Source organism: Curtobacterium sp. MCBD17_035, from assembly GCF_003234815.2.
Taxonomy (GTDB): Bacteria; Actinomycetota; Actinomycetes; order Actinomycetales; family Microbacteriaceae; genus Curtobacterium.
Genome location: NZ_CP126279.1, coordinates 52891 through 70537, shown reverse-complemented (window position 1 = coordinate 70537; position 17647 = coordinate 52891). Strand labels below are relative to the sequence as shown.

Sequence of the window (17647 nt, the reverse complement as noted above, 5' to 3'; positions counted from 1 at the left end):
CCGGTGTCGCTCGTGCTGGCCGTGGTCGGTGCCTACTCGCTGCTCAGGTGGAAGTCGGCGAGATCGGCGGCGCCGTTCGCCAGGAGCTCCTCGGCGACCCTGCGGGCGACGTCGCGGGCCTCGTCGAGGCGCTCGTGCGCGGGGCCGGGCTCGAGGTGTGCGCCGTGCGACGCGGTGCGGTACTCGGTGCCGTCGGGCCGGTACACGGTCGCGCTCACGAGCAGGAGCTCCGCGTCGACGACCGCGTGTGCCCCGATCGGCGCGGTGCAGCCGGCCTCGAGGCGGGCGAGGACCTCGCGCTCGGCGGTGACCGTGAGCCGGGACTCCGCGTGCTCGATGCCGCGGAGGCCCCGCTCGAGCGCGCGGTCGCCCTGGTCCCCACGGACCTCGATCGCCAGCGCGCCCTGCCCGGGCGCGGTCGGCCAGAAGCCGAGGCCGATGAGCTCGGTGGCGTCGGCGAGACGACCGAGGCGCCCCAGGCCGGCGGCGGACAGCATGACCGCGTCGAGGTCGACCCCGACCCGGGCGAGGCGCGTGTCGACGTTCCCGCGGATGTCGACGATCTCGACGTCCGGGCGACGACGGCGGAGCTGCGCGGCCCGGCGCGGCGATCCCGTGCCGACCCGCGCGCCCTCGGGGAGGGTCTCGAGCGTCAGACCGTCGCGGGCGCAGAGGGCGTCACGGGCGTCCGCACGGCGGGGCACCGCGCCGATCCGCAGGCCGGGGTACGGCGCTGTCGGCAGGTCCTTGAGCGAGTGGACGAGGACGTCGACCTCGCCGGCGACCAGGGCCTCGCGGAGCGCGGACGCGAACACGCCCGTGCCACCGAGGGTCGCCAGGGACTCGCTCGTCCGGTCGCCCTCGCTGTGCACGGTGACGAGCTCGACGGGCCGACCCGCCGCCTTGCCGAGCGCGGCGGCCGCGGCCTGCGACTGCGCGAGCGCGAGCGCGCTGCCGCGGGTCCCGACGCGGATCGGGGTGGGTCCCGCCTCGGCCTCGGGGCTCACGGCGCGAGCCCGGCGACCGCCGGCTTGAACCCGGCACGCACGTTCTCACAGCACCCCGGGCGGCAGACGTCGTACCAGGGGCCGATGTCGGTGAGGTGCGGGCGGTCGGCGACGGGGGTGCCCTGCACGCGCTCGAGCACGAGGTCGACGAGACCGGCGACGTACGCGGGGTCGACCCCCGGCGTGGGCGTCCGGATCGACCAGAAGCCGAGCTCCTGCGCCGTCTCCGTTGCCTCCTCGTCGAGGTCCCACATGACCTCCATGTGGTCGCTGACGAAGCCGAGCGGGACGATGAGCACGGCACGCGTGGGACCGCCCGCGAGCTCCTCGTTCATGTAGTCGTTGATGTCCGGCTCGAGCCACGGCATGCTCGGCGGCCCCGACCGTGACTGGTAGACGAGTTTCCAGGCGGGCTTCGACGAGCCCTGGAGCGCGGCGCCCTCGGGCGACGCGAGGAGCTCGGCCCACGCGGCGTCGAGGACGACCTCGGCCACGGCCTCGTGCTGCGCCTCGTACGCGCCGTGCTCCCCGAAGCCCCGGAAGTCGGGGCCGGAGCGTGCCGCGTCGCTCGACGGGATCGAGTGCGTCGAGAAGAGCACCCGGAGTTCCGTCCCCACGTCGAGGCCCTCGTTCTCGGCGATCGCCCGTGCGATGCCGTCGCGGACGCCGTCGACGAACGGCCGGACGAACCCGGGGTGGTCGAAGAACTGGCGCACCTTGTCGATCCGCACGGTGTCCATGAGCTCCGTCGCATCGAGCACGCGCGCGAAGTCCTCGCGGTACTGCCGGCAGCTCGAGTAGGAGCTGTAGGCGCTCGTGGCGATCGCGATGAGGTTCGTGGCGCCCTCGGCGGCGGCCTCCCGGACGGCGTCCTCGAGGTAGGGCGCCCAGTTCCGGTTGCCCCAGAGCACCGGCAGGTCGATCCCGCGCCGGTCCAACTCGGCCTCGAGCGCTGCCTTGAGCGCGCGGTTCTGCGCGTTGATCGGGCTCACACCGCCGAAGTGCCGGTAGTGGTGCGCGACCTCCTCGAGCCGCTCGTCCGGGATCCCGCGCCCGCGCGTGACGTTCCGGAGGAACGGGATGACGTCCTCTTGTCCCTCCGGTCCACCGAACCCGGCGAGGAGGATCGCGTCGTACGCGGTCGGTTCGCTCACGTGCTCCGGGCCGCCCGCGGCGGCCGGCGTGGCCGCCAGGACGGCCCGACCGTTCGTGATGCCGGTCGCGCTGGGGGTGTCGGTGATCTCGGTCACGACAGGACCTCCGGAAGTTCGGTGGTTTCGATGCGGCGGCCCGTGAAGAACGGGACCTCCTCGCGCACGTGGCGACGGGCCTCCGTGTACCGGAGGTCCCGCATGAGGTCGACGAGGTCGACGAGCTCGGGGGACTCGAGCGGCAGGATCCACTCGTAGTCGCCGAGCGCGAAGCTCGCGACCGTGTTCGTGAGCACGCGGCGGAACTTCGCCCCCTGCCGGCCGTGGTCCGCGAGCATCTGGCGGCGGTCCTCCTCGGGCAGGAGGTACCACTCGTAGGACCGCACGAACGGGTAGACCGTCAGCCAGGCCTCCGGGTCCTTGCCGCGCAGGAACGCCGGCGTGTGCCGCTTGTTGAACTCGGCGTCGCGGTGCATGCCCATCGCGTGCCACACGGGAGCGGCCTCCACCAGGAGTGCCGTGCGGCGGAGGTCACGGAGCGCGGCCTGGATCGCCTGGGCGTCGTCGCCGTGCAGCCACACCATGAGGTCGGCGTCGGCGCGGAACCCGGAGACGTCGTAGAAGCCGCGAACGGTGACGCCGTGCTCGGCCGCCCGCGCGACCGCGGCGTCGAGCTCCGGCACGGCGTCCGCCGCGAAGGGAGCGACGGCGCCCACCGGACGCCGGAAGACCGCCCACAGCGTGTAGGCGGTCAGGAGGGTCTCGTCGATGCCGGAGTCGGACGGCGAGGCGGAGGGTTCGGTGCTGTGCGCGGGCGCGCTGGAACTCATGGGATCCATTGTCCTTCGGTCGGATGGTGGTCGCCTCGGCTCCGTTGCCGCACACCCAGCGCACTGCTCCGCGTGTCGCTCACCGCTGCTGTCGCGGTGGCGCGCACGCTGCCCGGGCGCGGGCCGTGTGGGGCGGGTGACCCCGGCCGGTGCCTACCGGCGGCGGATCACCGAGACGACGATACCCCCGACGACCAGGACGCCCCCTGCGAAGGCTGCCAAGTAGGGGACGGGGTGGTCCTCGAACCCCTGCCGCGTGCGGTGCACCGCCACGCCGAGCTGCTTCGGCACGTCGAACCAGTCCTCGATCGCGTCGAGGGTGTCGAACAGCTGCGCGCGGGTGGCCGCCACGCGGCGGTCGAGCGCGGCGAAGTCGGGTCCGTTGTCGTGGGTGTCGCTCACTGGTCGTCCCGTCTCAGAAGGTGCCGTCGACGTCCGGCCGGCGGCTGCTCTGCTGCACCGGCGGCTTCGGCTTGCGGCCCATGCCGCGGACGGCGTTGACGTCGTTCTTCACGCTCTGGATCGTGCGCGCCGGCAGCGGCGGGAGGCCGGTCTTGATCCGGCGGTACCCCAGCAGTCCGAGGACCGCGGCGATGATGAGCAGCACGACCGCGACGATGATCGCCGCGAGCCAGCCCGGCATCACCGTGGCGAGACCGAGGACCGCCGCCGTCAGGAACACGCCGATCGCGTAGAACAGGATCACGACCGCGACGATGAGGAACGCCGCCGCGAAGGCGAAGATCTTCGCCTTCTGGAGCATCTCCGCCTTGAGCAGCGCGAGCTCGCCCCTGACGAGTTCGCGGACCAGCCGCGGGACGTCGCTGACCAGGCCGAACAACGACCGCGAGCGGCGTTCACCGCTTCGGGTATCGGACATCGTGCTTGCTCCTTCCGGCACCGGGGTCACGGTGCCTCGGCCGTTCGGACGGTCAGGACTCCGAGGAGCCGCCCGAGCCCTTGGGCCCGGCCTTGCGCACGACCTTCTTCGTGGTCTCACCGATGAAGTCCGCGACGTCGGGCGTCCGGTCGGCGATGAAGTCCTCGATGGTGTGCACCTGCTTCTGCACGCCGTCGCTGTTCCAGACGCGCGTGGTCGCCGAGCGGATCTGCTCGTACCGCGCACGTCCGGCGCGGGCGCCGAGCACGTAGCCGACTCCGACGCCGGTCAGGAAGATCAGTCTGCCTCGCATGTTGGGACCTCTCGGTTGTGGCATGCGCCGAGCGGTATGCATCGGCGAACGGACGGGACTCCGCCCACAGTAGCCCCCGGCCGCCCTGCCGGTTCGGTCAGGCGTCGAGGATGCCGGCGGCCACCGACCTGCTCGTCGCGACGACACCGGCCAGACCCCGGCCGACGCTCGCCTCGCCGACGCCGAGCACACCCTCGGCGAGGCCGGCCGGCTCGGTGTCCGGAGCACGCCAGCGGACCCGGGCGGCGCCGATCACGACGCCCGCGTCGATCGGCACCCCGAGCAGCGCGGCGGCGTCCGCGGTGGCGGTCTCGGCGACGGCGCTGTCCGGGTCCACCGCCAGGCTCGTGCCGACACCGATGGCGTCCGCCCCGTCGCGCGCGGACAGCGCGTAGCTGAGCCGGAGGACGTGCCGTCCGCCCGCGCGCTCGGCGAGCCAGGGCCACTTGACGGTCGCGTGCGTGATCGCCTTCGCCCGCACGCGCTCGGCGTCCGGGTGCACGAGCATCCCGGTGCCGCGGGGCGCCGCGTCGAGGTCCGGCTGGTCCACCACGAGGGTGACGAGTTCGATCGCCGCGTCCCGCTGGCCGACGAGCCGGGACGGGTCCGCGACGTCCGCGATGACGTGGTCCGCCACCAGCCGCTCGGCCGTACCCGGGCGTCCCGTGCCGCTCCCGTCGTCGACGGGGACGACGTCCACCGCCGTGCGGTCGATCCGGACGGCGCGGGTTCCGAGACGGACGTCGACCCCGTACGTGTCGAGGTCCGCCACGAGCTCGTCGACGAGCCGGGCGATGCCACCACGGATCCCCGCGACCGCCGACCCCGCCGGCGCCTTGGCCCGCTGCGCCAGGACCGCCCGGCCGAGCGACCCCTCGCGCAGGAGGGCGGCGCGGAGGCCCGGCGCGACGCGGTCGAGGTCGAGCTCGTCCGGGTGGGTCGAGTGCACCCCCGCCGCGACCGGCACGACGAGGTCGTCGAGGACGCGGTCCCCCATGCGTCGGCGCACGAGCTCGCCGAGCGTCCGGGCCTTCGCGCCCACCGGTCCGGGCAGCAGCGAGTCCATCTGCGCACGCAGGGCCCCCGACGTGCCCACGACCGCGATGACGTCCGCCGCCGTCGGGCTCCCCGGGATCCCGAGGAGGCCCGCCTGCGGGAGCGGTGCCACCCGTCCGTCACGCGTCATGAGCCAGGCACCGCGGGGGTCCGGGGTCACGATCTCGTTGCCGAGGCCGAGCTCGATCGCCAGCGTGCCGACGGTGTCCCCGCGGGTCGCGAACGACTCCGCGCCGAGGTCGAGCTCGATGCCCGCCACCGTGTGCCGGTCGACGATCCCGCCGAGCCGGTCGGACGCCTCGACGAGCACCACGTCGGCGCCGCCCTTGGCGAGGTCACGCGCGGCGACGAGGCCGCCCACGCCGCCGCCGACCACCACGACGGCGGTCATGCGCCGGGCCCCTCGTGCGCGCTGCGGCCGGCACCGGTCGTGCGGCCGTCGCCGGTCGCGCGGCCGTCGCCGAGGTCGTGCACGAGGCCGACGACGCGCGTCAGCACCGTGGGGTCCGTCTCGGGTGGCACGCCGTGCCCGAGGTTCACGACGTGCGCACGCGCGGCACCACCGCGCGCCACGACGTCCCGCACGTGGGCCTCGAGCACCGGCCACGGCGCGGCGAGCATCGCGGGGTCGATGTTGCCCTGCAGGGTCACGTCGGCGTCGGCCACGCGGCGCGCGGCGTCGTCGAGGGGGATCCGCCAGTCGACGCCGACCGCATCGGCCCCGACGGCCGCCATGTCGGCGAGCACCTCGCCACTGCCGACACCGAAGTGGATCGTCGGCACACCGAGGTCGGCCACGTGCGCCAGGGCCCGCGCGGAGTGCGGCGCGACCCGCGCCGTGTAGTCGGCGCGGGACAGCGACCCGACCCAGGAGTCGAACAGCTGCGCCGCGGACGCGCCGGCGAGCACCTGCGCGCGGAGGAACACCCCCGAGACGTCCGCTGCCCATCCGAGCAGGCGGTCCCAGGTCTCGGGGTCGGCGTGCATGAGGGTCCGTGCACGGATGTGGTCCTTGCTCGGGCCGCCCTCGACGAGGTAGGCGGCGAGCGTGAAGGGGGCACCGGCGAACCCGATGAGCGGCGTCGTGCCGAGCTCCGCGACGGTCCGGGCCACGGCCTCCGCGATCGGGGTGAGGGCACTCGGGTCGAGGGACTCGAGCGCCGCGACGTCCGCCGCGGTGCGGATCGGCCGGCCGAGCACCGGACCCCGACCGGGGACGATGTCGACGTCGACGCCCGCGAGCTTGATCGGGACGACGATGTCGCTGAAGAAGATGCCCGCGTCGACGCCGTGGCGCCGCACCGGCTGCAGGGTGATCTCGGACGCCATCGCCGGGTCGAGGCAGGCGTCGAGCATCGCGGTGCCGACACGGAGCTCCCGGTACTCGGGCAGCGACCGCCCGGCCTGCCGCATGAACCACACCGGCAGGCGCTCGGGGCGGTCCCCGCGGAGCGCCCGGACGAGCGGGGCATCCGCGGTCCGGCCGTCGGCGAGCGGGTGCGTCGGGGGCAACGCGACGGTCGTGGAGTCGATCACGCGCCCAGTCTCCCACCCGCTCGCCGTGCACACCTTGCCGTGTCCTCAGCCCGGGGGACCCCCGCTGACCCCGGCCGTCGGCGTGCCGCGGTACCATCGAGTACGTGCTCATCTGTCTCACGGCGTCGCATCGCAACGCCAGCTTCGACCTCCTGGAGCGACTGAGCATCGGAGCACCGGCTGCCGCGGACGGTCTCGTGAGCGGATCGGACGTCCTCGACGGCGCCGTGGTCCTGGCGACGTGCAACCGGTTCGAGGCCTACCTCGACGTCGCGGGCGACCGCGACTCCGCCGTCGCGGCCACGATCGACGCGGTGAGCGCCGCCAGCGACCTCGCCGCCGACGACGTCCGCGCCTCCGTCCGCGTGCTCGACGGCGCCGACGTCGTCCACCACCTCTTCGCCGTCTCGAGCGGTCTCGAGTCCGTCGTCGTCGGCGAGACCGAGATCTCGGGTCAGGTGCGTCGCGCGCTCGAGGGCGCCCGGGCCGCCGGCACCACGACGTCGGACCTCGAACGACTCTTCCAAGAGGCCGCCCACACCTCGCGCGGCGTCAAGACGCGCACGCGCATCGGCGCCGCCGGTCGCTCCATCGTCCGTCTCGCGCTCGAGCTCGCGTCGTCCCGCGTCACGGACTGGGCCGACACCCACGTGCTCCTCGTCGGGACGGGCCGGTACGCCGCCACGACGGTCGCCGCCCTCCGCGACCGTGGCGTCGCCGACATCGCGGTGTACTCGCCGTCCGGGCGCGCTCCGGTGTTCGCCGCCAAGCACGACCTGGTGCCCGTCGCGGACCTGGCGGGCACGGCCGCGGCGAGCGACGTCGTCATCACCTGCACCTCGAGCGAGGTGCCCGTCGTCCACGCCTCGGACCTCGACCACCCCGGGCGTCGGCTCGTGATCGACCTCGGGCTGCCGCGGAACGTCGACCCCGCGGCCGCATCGGTCGACGGCGTCGAGCTGCTCGACCTCGAGACCATCAGCCTGCACGCCCCGCTGTCCGAGCTGAACGCCGAGTCGGAGGCCCGCGCGATCGTCGACGACGCCGTCACGCGCTTCCACACCGCGGCACTCGAGCAGTCCGCCACCCCCGCGCTCGTCGCGCTCCGCAAGCACGTGTTCGACGTCCTCGACGCCGAGATCGCCCGCGCCCGGGACCGCGGCGATTCGTCCGACCGCACCGAGCAGGCCCTCCGGCACCTGGCCGGCGTGCTCCTGCACCGCCCGTCCGTCCGCGCACGCGACCTCGGTCGGCAGGGCCGTGCCGAGGACTTCACCGCCGCGGTCGACGCGCTCTTCGGCATCGAGCCCGAGGCACCGGCGGCGCCCGTCGTGCCGTTGAGCGAGCGCGCCCGCGACCTCGGCGACCACGCGGCGGACGCGTCCTGACGACCGACCCGGGCACGGCCTCCCGGACGCTGCGCGTGAGCGCGGTGCTCGTCGTCCGCGACCGCCGTGTGCTCATGGTGCGGTCGCGCGGTCGCGACGTCCTGTACCTGCCCGGCGGCAAGGTGGAACCGGGCGAGACGCCCGTCGACGCGGCCGTCCGGGAGGCCCGTGAGGAGACCGCGCTCGTCCTCACGCCCGCCGACTGCCAGCCGTTCGGCACGGTCACCGAGGACGCACACGGCCAGGCGCCGGGCACACGCGTCGCCATGGACCTGTTCCTCGTCGCGCCGTCCGCCCTCGTCGGCCAGGAGCCCGTGCCGTCGGCCGAGGTGGACACCGTCGACTGGGTGACCTCCGCCGACGCACACCGGTGTCCGCCCGCCGGGGTCGAGACCCTCCGCCGCATGGTCGAGGCCGACCTGGTCGACTGAGGGCGGCGCGAGTCACGCCCCGCGGTCCTCCGGGACGTCCGCGTCGTCGTAGGCCCCGATGGGCTCCTCGGTCCGGATCCGGGGTTCGCCGGGGATCTCGGAGTCGTCGTACTCGCCCGCGGGGTCGGTGTCGCCCACCCGCAGCTCGCCGGGAACGTCGCTGCTCACGTACTCCCCCACCGGCTCGGCGTCGGCCTGTGGCTGCTCGCCCGGGATGTCGGAGTCGACGTACTCGCCCGCGACGACCGCGGGGCCGTCCTCGCGTCCGCCGTCGTCGTTCCGGGTCTGCTCGTGCTTGCCAGCCATCGGGAACCGCCCTCCTGGCCGTCCGTCTCGCGCGGGCGGCCGTGGTCACCGTCCGGCGTCGTCGTCGGCACCGCGTCCGGTCGGTGCCAGTCTCCCCCTCCCGCCTGGTCCCGGCCTCCGCGGCGCACCAGCGGCCCCACACCCTCTCCGCCCTGTCTCGACGGTGCCGCTGTCGAACGACGACTGCTTCGTCGGTGCATGCACCCGCACCCTCTGCACACGCGAACGTTCGACACCCCCGCTGTCGACCGACGCCCGCACCGTCGAGAACAGGCGGAAGGGGCGGGGCGAGCTCGTCAGGCGTGGACGTGGTCGAGGATGTCCGCGCCCATCGTGCGGAGCGCCTCCACGACCGCGAGCCGCCGCTGCAGGGAGTCGTCCTCAAAGCCGACGGTCACGGCGTAGCTGACGGACGACGACGGCCCGCGCAGCACCCCGGTCTCGCTGCGGATGCCCGGCCCGGTCCCGGTCACCGCGACGAGCTGGAGGCCGTGGTCGAGCCCGCGGTGCGCCAACGGATCGAGCCCGAAGGCCCCGGCGACGAGGGTGGTGTCCATCCCGAGCGACACCCAGCCGAGCACGCGGTTGCTCGTCGCCTCGTCGACGACCTCGCCGAGCGCCAGACCCCGCATGAGCCAGCTGAGCTCCGCCACGGCGGCGACGGCCTGGTCGGGTGCGTCGTCCGGGCCGCGCCGGTCGCGCACGCGGTCGAGCACGGCGCTGCGGTCGACGCCGAGGGACTCGGCGCGGAGCCGGACCGCCTCGATGCCGACGGTGGAGAGCAGCGCGTTCGTCGCCCAGGCGTCGGCGGTCGCCCCGACGAGGGTCGCGAGGTCGGGGACCTGCAGCGTGGGCTCCTGGAGGAACTGCCACAGCCCAGGGCCGCCGGCGGTGTCCCGGGCCATGCGCTGGAGCCGGTCGCCGTGGAGCCGGCCCTCCTCGAGCTGGGCCGCGACCTCGATGAGCAGGAGGAGCCTCCCCACCCCGGCGACCGGGAGCACCACCCGCTCGTCGACCGCGAGCAGGGCGCGCCCCGTCGTCGTGTCGATCACCGACGCACTGACGCGGGCTCCGTCGTACGCGAGTGACCCGAGCGCGTCGACCGTCGCGGCGAATGCGGCCTCGACGTCACCGCGGTGCCGCCCGGCAGCACGCGACCGTGCCTGGTGCCGCCGTGGCGACACGTCGCGTTCGACCACTGGGCCCACACGCTCCTCGAGACGGGGTTGACCGGTCGCGGCTCGTCACCAGATGGCGACGCGCTGCTCCGGAGCGAGGTACAGGGCGTCGCCCTCGGTGACCCCGAAGGCCGCCGCGAACTCGTCGATGTTGCGCACGATCTGGTTGCAGCGGAACTCGTTCGGGGAGTGCGGGTCGATGCTGAGCAGGCGCGCGGCCTCTTCCGGGCGGATCGCCATCCGCCACGACTGGGCCCAGCTGAGGAAGAACCGCTGGGCACCCGCCATGCCGTCGATCACCGGGGGCTCCTGGCCGTCGAGCGAGATGAGGTAGGCCTTCCACGCGATCGCGAGTCCGCCGAGGTCACCGATGTTCTCGCCGATCGTCAGCGCACCGTTGACGTGGCCGTCCGGGACCTCTGTCGGCACGAGCGCGTCGTACTGCGCGATGAGGGCCTTCGTGCGCTCCTCGAACGCGGCGCGGTCGGCCTCCGTCCACCAGTTGCGGAGGCGTCCGTCGCCGTCGTACTGCGAGCCCTGGTCGTCGAACCCGTGTCCGATCTCGTGTCCGATGACGGCGCCGATGGCCCCGTAGTTCGCCGCGGCGTCGCGCTGCTGGTCGAAGAACGGGAACTGCAGGATCGCCGCGGGGAACACGATCTCGTTGAACCCGGGGTTGTAGTAGGCGTTGATCGTCTGCGGCGTCATGAACCACTCGTCGCGGTCGATCGGCCTGCCGATCTTGCCGAGCTCGCGGTCGACGTTGAACGACGCGACGGCGCGGACGTTCCCGAGCAGGTCGTCCGGCGTCACCTGGAGCGCCGAGTAGTCGCGCCACCGGACGGGGTAGCCGATCTTCGGCGTGAACTTGGCGAGCTTGTCGAGCGCACGCTGCCGGGTCTCGTCGGTCATCCAGTCGAGGCCCGTGATGCTCTGCCGGTACGCCTCGACGAGGTTCGCGACGAGGGCGTCCATGGCGGCCTTCGCGGTCTCGTCGAAGTGCTCCTGCACGTAGATCTTGCCGACGGCCTCACCCATCGCGCCCTCGACGAGCGAGACACCGCGCTTCCAGCGGTCGCGCTGCTTCGGCGCGCCGGTGAGTGCGGTGCCGTAGAACGAGAAGCTCGTGGCCGAGAACGCCGTGGTCAGGTAGGGCGCCGAGGACCGGATGACCTGCCAGCGCAGCCAGTCCTTCCACGCGCCGATGGGCCGCGTGCGGAGCTCGTGCGCCAGCCCGGTCAGGAAGCGCGGCTCGCGGACGACCACCGTGTCGAACACGCCGACCGGCGCGCCGACGGCCTCGGCCCACTCGGACAGCCGGACACCCTCGGCGAGCGCCTCGGCCTCGGCCCAGGTCATGCGGTTGTAGGTCTTCTGGCTGTCCCGCGTGGTCACGTTGTCCCAGTGGGACGCAGCGAGCGCGGTCTCGAGGTCGATGACGTTCTGGGTGCGGATCGCGCCCTCGTCGAAACCGGCGAGCGGGAACATGGCCCCGACGAACTCGCGGTAGCGACCGCGGATGTCCTCGAACCGGTCCTCGCGGTAGTAGGACTCGTCCGGCAGCCCGAGCCCGCCCTGCTCCAGGAACACGACGTAGGCCTCGGGGTCACCCGGGTCGTTGTCGACGAACAGCTGCACGAAGCTCGAGACCCCGAGGCGCTCGAACCGGCCGACGAGTCGCAGCACGTCCGAGACGTCCTGCACGAGGTCGATCTCGCCGAGCAGGGGGTCGATGGGGCCGCTGCCGAGGACCTCGAGCGCCTGCTCGTCCATGAAGCTCGTGTAGAGGTCGCCGACCTTGCGGGCCTCGGTCCCCGGAAGGGCCTGCTGCGACCGCTCGATGATGGAGCGGACGGCTTCCTCCGCCGCCTCGGCGAGCACGGTGAACGAGCCGTACCGCGCCTTGTCGTCCGGGATCGGGGTGTCGGCGATCCACCGCCCGTTGACGTACCGGTAGAGGTCGTCCTGCGGCCGGACCGTCGCGTCGATGTCGTCGGTCTGGATCCCGGAGGGGCGCTCGCGCTCGGCAGTCATGCCGACCACCATAGCCACGATCCCATGGCGTTCCCCCGGGCTGCGGCCCGGCCCCGGTAGGGTTCGGCCATGCCCCTTCCCTGGACGCTCCACGGGGACGGCCGGACGGTCTCCGCCACCACCATCGTCGCCCCCGAGGAACGCCTCAGCTGGGGTCGGACGGTCGGCCTCGGCGTCCAGCACGTCGTGGCGATGTTCGGTGCGACGTTCCTCGTCCCGCTCATCACCGGGTTCCCGCCGTCGACCACCCTGCTGTTCAGCGGCATCGGCACGCTGCTGTTCCTCGTGGTGACGCGCAACCGGCTGCCGAGCTACCTCGGGTCCTCCTTCGCGTTCCTCGCCCCGATCGCCGCGGCGACCAAGGTCGGGGGCATCCCGGTGGCCCTGTCCGGCATCGTGCTCGTCGGTGCGCTGCTCGCCGTGGTCGGGGTCGTGGTGCACCTCGCGGGCTCGCGGTGGATCGACGTCCTCATGCCACCCGTCGTCAGCGGGGCGATCGTGGCGCTCATCGGGTTCAACCTCGCCCCGACGGCGAAGGCGGACTTCACGAAGTCCCCCGTCATCGGGCTCGTCACCCTGGCGGCGATCGTGCTGTGCACGGTCCTGTTCCGGGGCATGATCGGCCGGCTCTCGATCGTCGTCGGGGTGGTCGTCGGGTACGTCGCCGCGGTCCTGGCGGGCCAGATCGACTACTCGGCGGTCGCGCGGGCCGCGTGGGTGGGCCTCCCGACGTTCACCGCGCCGCGCTTCGACGGCGGGCACCTCGCCGTGTACCTCGGGTTCCTCCCGGTCGTGCTCGCCCTGATCGCCGAGAACGTGGGGCACGTCAAGGGCGTGGGGCAGCTCACCGAACGGGACCTCACCCCGCTGACGGGGCGTGCGCTCCTCGCCGACGGCGTCGCGACCGTCATCGCGGGGCTCGGCGGCGGCTCGGCCACGACCACGTACGGCGAGAACATCGGCGTCATGGCCGCGACGCGCGTGTTCTCGACGGCGGCGTACTGGGTCGCGGGGATCGTGGCGGTCCTGCTCGGGCTGTCGCCGAAGATCGGCGCCGTCATCGCGACCGTCCCGACCGGGGTGCTCGGTGGCGCGACGACCGCGCTCTACGGCTTGATCGGCATCATCGGCATCCGCATCTGGGTCGAGAACCGCGTCGACTTCGCCCGGCCGAAGAACCAGCTCACGGCGGGCATCGCGCTCGTCATGGGCATCGCGGACTTCACGTTCGGAGTGGGCGGCGCGACCTTCGGCGGCATCGTCATCGGCACCGTCGCCGCGATCGTCGTCTACCACCTCATGGACCTGATCGGTCGGGCACGCGGGACGGACGCGGTGGGCGCCGCCGACGTCGCCGACACGATCGGGAGGCCCGACACCGGTCCGCGGGACGGACTCGATGCCCCCACCGGCACCGGCACCGGCACCGGCACCGGCACCGAGAGCGGACCCGCGACCGCGCCGACCGCGCGGAACACGCCGACCGACCGGCGGTGACGCCAGACCCCGGCCCCGAGGACACCGCCCGCTCGGCCACCCCGGGACGTCCGCCACGGGGCGGGCGGGGCCGCGCCTCCCGTGTGGACCGCGACATCGTCCGGCTGGCACTGCCGGCCCTCGGCGCGCTCGTCGTCGAGCCGCTGTTCCTCATGACCGACACGGCGCTCGTCGGGCACCTCGGCGCGACACCCCTGGCGGCGGTCGGACTGGCGTCGAGCGTGCTGCAGACGGCCACCGGGCTGCTCGTGTTCCTGGCGTACTCGACGACGCCGGCGGTCGCCCGGGCGCTCGGAGCCGGCGACCGCCGGGGCGCCGTGCACGCCGGCCTCGACGGCATGTGGCTCGCGCTCGGACTCGGGGTCGTCCTGGCGCTCGTCGGGTGGCCGCTCGCCCGCCCGCTCGTGGGGCTGTTCGGCGCGCAGGCCAGCGTCTCGGACACCGCGACGACCTACCTGCTCGTGTCGCTCGTCGGCCTCCCGGGGATCCTCGTGGTGACGGCGTCCACCGGACTGCTGCGGGGCCTCCAGGACACGCGCACGCCGTTGGTCGTGGCCACGGTGGGGTTCGTCGTGAACGGCGGGCTGAACGCGGTGCTCATCTACGGGGCGGGGATGGGGGTGACCGGCTCCGCGCTCGGGACCGTGGTCGTCCAATGGGCGATGGCGGCCGTGTACGTCGTGATCGCGGTCCGGGGGGCCCGTTCCACCGGCGCGTCGCTGCGCCCCGGGGTCTCCGGCGTGGTGCGGGCGCTCCGCTCCGGCGCGTGGCTGTTCCTCCGGACGGCGTCGCTCCGGGTGGCGATGCTCGCGACGGTGTCGGTCGCCGCCGGGCTCGGGGTCACCGGACTCGCGACGACGCAGGTGGCCCTCACGGTGTTCTCGACCCTGGCGTTCGCGCTCGACGCCCTGGCGATCGCCGGCCAGGCCCTGGTCGGGCACGCGCTCGGAGCGCGGCAAGCCGATCGGGTCCGGCTCGTGACGACCCGCCTCGTGGTGCTCGGCGTCGCGGGCGGGGTGCTGCTCGGGCTGCTCACGGCCGCGCTGAGCGGGGTGCTCGGGCCGGTGTTCTCGGACGCGGCGACCGTCCGGTCCCTGCTGCCCGCGCTGCTCGTGGTGACCGCGATCGGGCTGCCGGTGGCGGGGTACGTGTTCGTGCTCGACGGCGTGCTCATCGGTGCCGGCGACGCGCGGTACCTGGCGCTGGCGGGGCTCGTGAACCTGGTCGTGTACCTGCCGCTGCTGTGGGTGGTGTCGCAGGGGGCCGGGTCCCACGGGGCCGACGCGGCGCCTCCCGGCGGCATCCACGCCGGTCCCGTGCCGCTCTGGGCGGCGTTCTCGTTCGGGTACATCGGCATCCGGGCGATCACGCTCGGCGTGCGGGCGCATCGGCCGGGGTGGATCCGGCGCGCGATGGCGTCCTGACCGCGGGAGCGGCCCGGCACGGCCTCGCGGCGGGGCTCACGCAGCGGCGCGGCTCAGCGCAGCGGCGGCGGCCCGACCGTGTCCCGGCTCAGTGCACCGGCGGCGGCCCGACGGTGTCCCCGACGCGCAGCTCGCTCCGGAAGGCCGCGGGCTCGGGCTCCTCGCCCTCGAGCATCGCCAGCGCGGCCCGCGCGGCGGCCTGACCCTTCTGCACGGCGGGCTGCACGAGTGTCGTCAGGGTCTGGACGGGCGAGCGGTGCAGCAGGCTGTCGTCGATCCGGATGCCGTCGAACCCGACCACGCTGACGTCCTGCGGCACGCGGAGCCCCGCGTCGAGCGCCGCGACGATGACCCCGACGGCGAGCAGGTCGCTCTGTGCGACGACGGCGGTCGGCCGGGACGGTCCCGCGAACAGGGTCGCCCCGGCGAGGCGGCCCTCCTCGACCGCGCTGCCGCCCGCGACGACGGCGGCGGCGTCGGGGAACACCTCGTGCACGCCGCGGAGGCGCTCGAGGGCGATGAACGACGTCGCCCGGCCGGCGAGCTCGGGCGTGAGCGGCCCGCGGGTGCGGTCCGGGTCGATCGGCAGCGCGACGACGGCGACGTCCGTGTGGCCGAGGTCGCGGAGGTACTCCGCACCCCGCCGTGACGCGTCCCGGTTGTCGAGCATGATCGGCACGGCACCGGCGATGTGCTCGGCCTCGACCGCGACGACGGGGATCTCGCGCCGCCGGAGGACCGCGACCGCGGCGTCGATCCGGACGTTGCAGCCGATGAGCACGACCGCGTCCATGGGGGCGTCGACGAGCGGCCCGAACCCCTCCGCGCCGTCGAGCGGGCTCCGCACGAGCAGCAACGAGGCGCCCGCGGCACCGGCGACCTCGGCGATCCCGTCGAGGGTCTGTACGTTCACCGGGTCGCGGAAGGCGTCGCTGAGGCGGTCGTCGAGCACGACGCCGACCACCCCGGACCGGCCGCGGCGGAGCGATCGTGCGCGAGGGTCCGGGCCGTCGTACCCGAGCTCGGCCGCGACGGCGAGCACGCGCTCCTTCGTCTCCGCGGCGACCGGACCGGCACCGCTGAACGCGAGCGAGGCGGTCGACGGTGCCACCCCCGCCGCGCGCGCGACGGCGGCGAGCGTCGGCCGTCGGGCGTCACCACGCGGCCTGGAGGCGGTGCCCACGTCCGACGCGCCGGTCTCCCTTGCCGCGTTGTCCATGGCTCGGTAGCGTAACGACCGATCCTGGGTCGAATCGATTCGAGCGACGAATGACCGCCCGCGCCGGATCGACGACGAGGAGGCCGCGTGACCACGCCGACGAGCACCCGGACCCCGGGCACGCGGACCTGGCGCAACGCCGTGTTCGTCGTGTTCACCCTCTCCGGCCTCGACATGGCCACCTGGCTCGGACGGGTCCCGAGCGTCCGCGACTCGCTGCACGCCTCGACGTCCGAGATGGGGCTGCTCGTGCTCGGCATGTCGGTCGGCTCCATCGTGGGGCTGTCCGCGGCGAGCCACATCGTCGCCCGGCTCGGGGCACGACGCGGGATCCAGGTCGCCGCGGTCCTGCTCGTCGTCGGCATGGTGAGCGCGTCGATCGCCGTCTCGGCCGGCTGGGGGTTCTGGGCGATCTGGGGCTGCCTCACTGCGTTCGGGTTCGGCAACGGTCTGTGCGACGTGTCGATGAACGTCTCCGGGGCCAGCGCCGAACGTGCCGGCGGGCGGAGCGTCATGCCGTTGTTCCACGCCGCGTTCAGCGTCGGGACCCTCCTCGGGGCGACACTCGGCGCCGCCGCCGAGGCCGCGGACGTCCCCGTGTGGATCCACATCGGCAGCATCGGCGTCCTCGCGAGCATCGGCATGGTCGTCGCCGTCACTCGACTCCGCGACGAGCGTGCCGAGCCCCACCCCGAGTCGACGGACACCTCGCCCGTCGCCGTCCTCAACCGCTGGCAGGTGTGGGCGTCACCGGCCACGATCCTCATCGGGCTCATCGTGCTCGGGATGGCCCTGGCCGAGGGCGCCGCGAACGACTGGCTGCCCCTCGCGATGGTGGACGGCCACGGGTTGACCAACGCGGAGGGCAGTGCCGTGCTGTCGGTGTTCGTCGCGGCGATGACGGTGGGTCGCGCGGGTGGTGTGTTCGTGATCGACCGGTTCGGCCGGGTGCCGGTGCTCCGCGGCAGTGCGGCGCTCGCCCTCGTCGGCCTGCTCGTGCTCATCCTCGTGCCGTCGGTGCCTCTGGCGATCGTCGGCGTGGTGCTCTGGGGCATCGGGGCATCGCTCGGGTTCCCGATGGGGATGTCCGCCGCCGCCGACGACCCCCGGAACGCGGCCATCCGCGTGAGCGCCGTCGCCACGATCGGCTACGTCGCGTTCCTGGCCGGCCCGCCCGTGATCGGGTTCCTCGGCAAGCAGTTCGGGCTCCTGCACGCCCTGCTCGTCGTGGTCGTGTTCATCGTCCTCGCAGGGCTCGCGTCGGGTGCCGCCCGCGAGCGCACCCGCCCCCAGGTCGAACCGCGCCCTTCCGGTGGAACACCCACATCCGGCGGTTCGACCGGAACGAACCGGTTCGACACGGACGAACACGTCGGCCGGCGCTGACTAGGCTCGTC

Annotated in this window: 17 protein-coding genes; 5 read left to right on the top strand and 12 right to left on the bottom strand. The window is 73.9% G+C overall.

Going from position 1 to position 17647, the window contains the following annotated elements:
- Positions 1-32: 32 nt before the first annotated feature.
- From hemC to hemE, 8 genes are all read right to left on the bottom strand, one after another.
- Positions 33-1007, bottom strand: coding sequence for a hydroxymethylbilane synthase (gene hemC, locus DEI93_RS00340; RefSeq protein ID WP_111011969.1), 975 nt, complete (start codon positions 1005-1007; stop codon positions 33-35).
- On the bottom strand, positions 1004-2257 hold the full coding sequence (locus DEI93_RS00335) for a ferrochelatase (protein ID WP_502868533.1): 1254 nt from the start codon (positions 2255-2257) through the stop codon (positions 1004-1006). The genes hemC and DEI93_RS00335 overlap by 4 nt, the downstream gene beginning before the upstream one ends.
- Entirely contained in the window at positions 2254-2988 is a 735-nt protein-coding gene (gene hemQ / locus DEI93_RS00330) for a hydrogen peroxide-dependent heme synthase (RefSeq protein ID WP_111026561.1), read from the bottom strand. Before hemQ ends, DEI93_RS00335 begins: the two co-directional genes overlap by 4 nt.
- Before the next feature lie 153 nt (positions 2989-3141).
- Positions 3142-3390 carry a hypothetical protein gene (locus DEI93_RS00325; protein WP_111010347.1) on the bottom strand — a complete coding sequence of 83 codons (249 nt, stop codon included), beginning with the start codon at positions 3388-3390 and terminating at the stop codon, positions 3142-3144.
- Between the two features lie 13 nt (positions 3391-3403).
- Entirely contained in the window at positions 3404-3868 is a 465-nt protein-coding gene (locus DEI93_RS00320) for a phage holin family protein (RefSeq protein WP_111011966.1), read from the bottom strand.
- A gap of 52 nt (positions 3869-3920) precedes the next feature.
- Positions 3921-4181: a hypothetical protein gene (locus DEI93_RS00315; protein WP_111010349.1), complete on the bottom strand. Its 261-nt coding sequence runs from the start codon at positions 4179-4181 to the stop codon at positions 3921-3923.
- Between the two features lie 97 nt (positions 4182-4278).
- Positions 4279-5628, bottom strand: a complete 1350-nt coding sequence (locus DEI93_RS00310; RefSeq protein ID WP_111119578.1) for a protoporphyrinogen/coproporphyrinogen oxidase — start codon at positions 5626-5628, stop codon at positions 4279-4281.
- Complete coding sequence (gene hemE / locus DEI93_RS00305) at positions 5625-6773, bottom strand: uroporphyrinogen decarboxylase (RefSeq protein WP_258372219.1); 1149 nt, start codon at positions 6771-6773, stop codon at positions 5625-5627. Before hemE ends, DEI93_RS00310 begins: the two co-directional genes overlap by 4 nt.
- A gap of 104 nt (positions 6774-6877) precedes the next feature.
- Between hemE and DEI93_RS00300 the strand changes: the two genes are divergently transcribed.
- Together DEI93_RS00300 and DEI93_RS00295 are read left to right on the top strand one after the other, a co-directional pair.
- The gene (locus DEI93_RS00300) at positions 6878-8161 is read left to right on the top strand and encodes a glutamyl-tRNA reductase (protein WP_111119579.1); all 1284 of its coding nucleotides are present in this window, start codon (positions 6878-6880) and stop codon (positions 8159-8161) included.
- Between the two features lie 35 nt (positions 8162-8196).
- Entirely contained in the window at positions 8197-8592 is a 396-nt protein-coding gene (locus tag DEI93_RS00295; RefSeq protein ID WP_111119580.1) for an NUDIX hydrolase, read from the top strand.
- A 12-nt stretch (positions 8593-8604) separates the two neighbouring features.
- On the opposite strand, the gene DEI93_RS00290 is transcribed toward DEI93_RS00295, so the two are convergent.
- The 3 genes from DEI93_RS00290 to DEI93_RS00280 form a co-directional block, all read right to left on the bottom strand.
- Positions 8605-8898: a hypothetical protein gene (locus DEI93_RS00290; RefSeq protein ID WP_111010353.1), complete on the bottom strand. Its 294-nt coding sequence runs from the start codon at positions 8896-8898 to the stop codon at positions 8605-8607.
- Between the two features lie 296 nt (positions 8899-9194).
- Entirely contained in the window at positions 9195-10097 is a 903-nt protein-coding gene (locus DEI93_RS00285; protein WP_111119581.1) for a serine hydrolase, read from the bottom strand.
- 45 nt (positions 10098-10142) lie between these two features.
- Positions 10143-12110 (bottom strand): M13 family metallopeptidase, encoded by a 1968-nt coding sequence (locus tag DEI93_RS00280; RefSeq protein ID WP_111119647.1) that lies wholly within the window; start codon positions 12108-12110, stop codon positions 10143-10145.
- Between the two features lie 69 nt (positions 12111-12179).
- On the opposite strand from DEI93_RS00280, the gene DEI93_RS00275 reads away from it, so the two are divergent.
- Positions 12180-13607 carry a uracil-xanthine permease family protein gene (locus tag DEI93_RS00275; RefSeq protein ID WP_111119582.1) on the top strand — a complete coding sequence of 476 codons (1428 nt, stop codon included), beginning with the start codon at positions 12180-12182 and terminating at the stop codon, positions 13605-13607.
- A complete protein-coding gene (locus DEI93_RS00270) occupies positions 13604-15031 on the top strand; it encodes an MATE family efflux transporter (RefSeq protein ID WP_258372220.1) in 1428 nt (475 codons plus the stop codon). Before DEI93_RS00275 ends, DEI93_RS00270 begins: the two co-directional genes overlap by 4 nt.
- Positions 15032-15119: 88 nt before the next feature.
- Here the strand turns inward: DEI93_RS00270 and DEI93_RS00265 are convergent, their stop codons facing one another.
- Positions 15120-16250, bottom strand: coding sequence for a LacI family DNA-binding transcriptional regulator (locus DEI93_RS00265; protein WP_111011960.1), 1131 nt, complete (start codon positions 16248-16250; stop codon positions 15120-15122).
- An 87-nt stretch (positions 16251-16337) separates the two neighbouring features.
- On the opposite strand from DEI93_RS00265, the gene DEI93_RS00260 reads away from it, so the two are divergent.
- Positions 16338-17636: an MFS transporter gene (locus DEI93_RS00260; RefSeq protein WP_111119583.1), complete on the top strand. Its 1299-nt coding sequence runs from the start codon at positions 16338-16340 to the stop codon at positions 17634-17636.
- Positions 17637-17647 lie beyond the last annotated feature (11 nt).